The following is a 3,665-nucleotide window of genomic DNA, read 5'->3' on the forward strand; positions in this document are numbered from 1 at the left end:
GCCCGCACCTGGTGGACACACCAGGTGCGGGCCGACACTACGGACGATCATTCCTCAGCGCGCGTTCTCAGGTGGAAATGGAACCCTCCACGGTGACCCCGTCCGAGCTGACCTCGACCTTGAACGAGCAGCTGAACGCCGCGGTGACCACGGCCACCTCGTTGATCCGCACGAACACCGGGTCACCCTCGCGCAGAGCGCGGGCGACCGGCGCGAACGTGGACCGGACACGCTCCAGCCTCATCCGGGACAGGCCGGCCTGCTGGGCAGGCTCGAGCGCGAACAACTTGGCCAGCAGCAGCCGCGGCTCACGGTCGAGTTCGGCGGCGACCTGCCAGGCCAGCTCGTCGTCCGCGCGAATCTGGTCGACGGCGCGCTGCGCGTCCTCGGTGGTGATCGGGGTGGAAACGGGGAGCTTCGTGAGTGTGGTGGACATGTGCATCCTTCCCTCGATGTTGTTGTCTCCCCACTTCGGTTATGACCTTGGCTTTGGATGACTCCTTACAGATTTAAATTTCAATGCCGCTGCATCCGGCCGTGGTTCACCCGTCCCGCACCCTTGCTGCATGTAATTTGCAAAAGCATATTGATTGCAGAGATGTCCGGTAGTCGCAAAGCGAGGTGATTCACATCGAGGTGCCCGTTCACCCGCTGACGGGCCTCGGACGTGCACCGTACCCCCGGGTGCTGGCCGCTGCGGCGCTGTCCAACCTCGGGGACGGGATCCGGCTGGTGGCGCTGCCTCTGCTGGCGGCCACGCTGACGCGAGACCCCGCGCTGGTCGGCGGGCTGACGGCCTGCGCGTACCTGCCGTGGGTGCTGTTCGGCCTGCCCATCGGGGCACTGGTCGACAGGGGACGGCCCGAGGTGTTCATGGCGGTGGCGAACGTCGGGCGGGCGGTTCTGCTCGGCCTGCTCACCGTGGCGCTGCTGGCGGACGCCGGCTCGATGGTGGCGCTGTACGTGGTGGCGTTCCTGCTCGGCGTCGGCGAGGCCGCTTACGACAACGCGGCGCAGTCCCTCGTCCCGAAGATCGTGCCGGACGGACGACTGGAGGCGGCCAACAGCGGCCTGGTGACAGCCGAGCGGGTCGGACAGGATCTGGTCGGTCCGGCGGTGGGCGGGATGCTGTTCGCCGCCGCGATGACCGTGCCCTTCGGGCTCAACGCGGTGACGCTCGCGCTGGCGGCGGCCCTGCTCGCGGGCATCCGGACGGCGCGACCCGCGACGCCGCCGAGGGACGCGGTGATCCGTGATGCGGTGGTCCGTAACGCCGTGGTTCGTGACGCGCTGGAGGGGATGCGCTGGTTGGTCCGGCCGCATCTGGTGCGGACCGTGGTGCTGCTCGGGTGCGTGCTGAACTTCATGACGCTCGCCTGGGAGTCGACACTGGTACTGCTGGCCGTCGGGCCGATGCGGCTGTCGGACGGAGGATTCGGCGTCATGCTCGCGGCGGGGGCGGTCGGCGGGGTGGCGGGCGCGGTGGTCACACCCGCCCTGGTACGCCGGTTCGATCGCCGCTGGCTCCAGGTGGCGTCGCTGGCCCTGTGCGCCGTCGTGGATCTGCTGCTGGCCGCGTTCCCGACGCCGGTGATGGGGGCGCTGGCCTGGGGTGGCACGGGGGCGGGCTTCGCGGTGTGGAACGTGTTGTCGGTGACACTTCGTCAGCGTGAAGTACCGCCGGAGCTGCTGGGCCGGGTCAACAGCGCCAGCCGTACGCTGTCGATGGCCGCCGCCCCTCTCGGCGCGCTGGCCGGAGGCGCGCTCGCGGCCGGGGCCGGGTTGCGTGCCCCTCTGTGGATCGCGGGCGTCACCTTGGCCGTGCTCGCCGGAGCCTTCGCCCTGAGTGTCCGGTCGGCATGAAAGAAGACCTGTACGAGGCCATGGGCCGCCTCGGGCTGCGCAGGACGGTCTCACGCATGCTGATCCTCGGCATCCTGGCCGAGAAGGACACGCACCTCAGTGTTCTGCGCCTGCATCAGATGGTGACCGCCTCGCACCCGATGGTCAACCTTTCCACCGTGTACCGGAACGTGGCGGCGATGACCGAGCACGGGGTGCTGCACAGCGTCGAGCACACTGGCCAGGCCCTGTTCGGGCTCGCCGCGACACCGCATCACCACCTCATCTGTGAGCGATGCGGCCGGCTCGACGAAGTGCCCGCCGACGAGCTGTCCCAGGCCGCCGCGCTGCTTCTGACGGCACACGGCTTCGAGATCGAGCCCGCCGGCCAGCTGTTGCGCGGCCGTTGCCGCCGTTGTCGGCATGCCGCCAACGGCGCACGCTAGTTGCAGGACTATGTTTGTTGCGAGATATATGCAAGTGAGCATCCCATCGAGGAGACACGACCATGGGTCAGTACACCCTCCCGGACATGCCATACGACTACGCGGCCCTGGAGCCCGCGATCACCGGCGAGATCCTGGAACTGCACCACGCCAAGCACCACGCCGCCTACGTCAAGGGCGCCAACGACACCCTGGACCGGCTGTCCGAGGCGCGCGACAAGGGCGAGTTCGGCGGCCTGGTCGGACTGGAGAAGACCTACGCCTTCAACCTGTCCGGCCACGTCCTGCACACCATCTTCTGGCAGAACCTCTCCCCCGACGGCGGCGACCGCCCCGACGGCGAACTGGGCGATGCCATCATCGAGCACTTCGGCTCCTTCGAAGCCTTCAAGAAACAGCTCACCACCGCCACCGCCACCGTCCAGGGCTCCGGCTGGGGCGTACTGGCCTGGGAACCGCTCGGCCGCCGCCTGGTCGTCGAGCAGGTCTACGACCACCACGGCAACGTCGGCATGAACACCACCCCCCTGCTCGTCTTCGACGCCTGGGAACACGCCTACTACCTGCAGTACCGCAACGTCCGCCCGGACTACGTGGAAAAACTGTGGGGCCTGATCAACTGGAACGACGTCATCGCCCGCTACGACACCGCCCGCGGCGCCTGACCCCATGACAACGGCGCCCGCCGGCCACAGCTTGGTCCGCGAAAGCCGCGCGGGCGCCGTTCCCTTCACCATCCGCCTCATCGAGGCGACCGACGTGCATCACCTCCTGGCCGCGGTGGCCGACCTCGCGGCGGAGGTCTTCACCCGCCCGCCCTGGGCCGAGCCGCGCGAGACCGCTCGCGCTGTCGCCGACCGCCTGGCCGCCGACCTCCTCATGCCGGGCTTCGCCCTGGCAGCGGCCTTACAGGGCGAGCGGTTACACGGGTTCGCCTACGGGATGCGCTGCTCCCGGCTCGCGCTGGCGGCCTCCCGGCCGCCGCGTGGCGACTTCACCCTCAAGGAACTGGCCGTCCTGCCTTCCATGCGCGGCTGCGGGCTGGGAGCACGGTTGCACGACACGATCCTTACCGCCGCCCCTGCCACACCTTGGTGGCTGTCCACCCATCCGCAGGCCGTGGCCGCGCTGGGTCTGTACCGGCACCGCGGCTGGCGCGTCGCCGCCCTGCACAGGACACACGAGCACACCAGATTGATCATGCGCCGGGAGTCCCGATAGCGGTCCGGTTACCGGGGATGCCTCTCACTGAGCGGCAAGGCTCCTGATAAGGGCGCTGTCCGTCCTGTGCCAGATGGGAGAACCCGCCGCAGGGGCATGGCCGCTGCGGCGGGTCATCCGGGGTTCACATCTTGGGCATCAGGACGGTGTCGATGA

The 3,665-nt window shown here is 68.9% G+C and carries 5 protein-coding genes; 4 read left to right on the top strand and 1 reads right to left on the bottom strand.

Translation table 11 applies throughout. The features are described from left to right. Positions 1–67 precede the first annotated feature (67 nt). A complete protein-coding gene (locus KME77_RS25210; protein ID WP_219471423.1) occupies positions 68–436 on the bottom strand; it encodes a hypothetical protein in 369 nt (122 codons plus the stop codon). Positions 437–684: 248 nt separating this feature from the next. Here KME77_RS25210 and KME77_RS25215 point away from each other — a divergent pair, with 248 nt between their 5' ends. The 4 genes from KME77_RS25215 to KME77_RS25230 all read left to right on the top strand — a co-directional run bounded on the left by KME77_RS25215 (position 685) and on the right by KME77_RS25230 (position 3,509). Next, positions 685–1,863, top strand: a complete 1,179-nt coding sequence (locus KME77_RS25215) for an MFS transporter (RefSeq protein WP_219471424.1) — start codon at positions 685–687, stop codon at positions 1,861–1,863. A gap of 20 nt (positions 1,864–1,883) precedes the next feature. Then, positions 1,884–2,288, top strand: coding sequence for a Fur family transcriptional regulator (locus tag KME77_RS25220; protein WP_281424254.1), 405 nt, complete (start codon positions 1,884–1,886; stop codon positions 2,286–2,288). Between the two features lie 62 nt (positions 2,289–2,350). Beyond that, on the top strand, positions 2,351–2,953 hold the full coding sequence (locus KME77_RS25225) for a superoxide dismutase (protein WP_219471426.1): 603 nt from the start codon (positions 2,351–2,353) through the stop codon (positions 2,951–2,953). Positions 2,954–2,957: 4 nt separating this feature from the next. Further along, positions 2,958–3,509 (top strand): GNAT family N-acetyltransferase, encoded by a 552-nt coding sequence (locus KME77_RS25230; RefSeq protein WP_219471427.1) that lies wholly within the window; start codon positions 2,958–2,960, stop codon positions 3,507–3,509. Positions 3,510–3,665: the final 156 nt, after the last annotated feature.

It is taken from the genome of Nonomuraea rhizosphaerae (assembly GCF_019396405.1).
Classification (GTDB): Bacteria; Actinomycetota; Actinomycetes; order Streptosporangiales; family Streptosporangiaceae; genus Nonomuraea; species Nonomuraea rhizosphaerae.

Excerpts from the sequence above, each read along its gene's own strand:
- KME77_RS25210 (WP_219471423.1), bottom strand. The coding sequence starts at position 436 with ATGTCCACCACACTCACGAAGCTCCCCGTTTCCACCCCGATCACCACC.
- KME77_RS25220 (WP_281424254.1), top strand. The coding sequence starts at position 1,884 with ATGGGCCGCCTCGGGCTGCGCAGGACGGTCTCACGCATGCTGATCCTC.
- KME77_RS25225 (WP_219471426.1), top strand. The coding sequence starts at position 2,351 with ATGGGTCAGTACACCCTCCCGGACATGCCATACGACTACGCGGCCCTG.
- KME77_RS25230 (WP_219471427.1), top strand. The coding sequence starts at position 2,958 with ATGACAACGGCGCCCGCCGGCCACAGCTTGGTCCGCGAAAGCCGCGCG.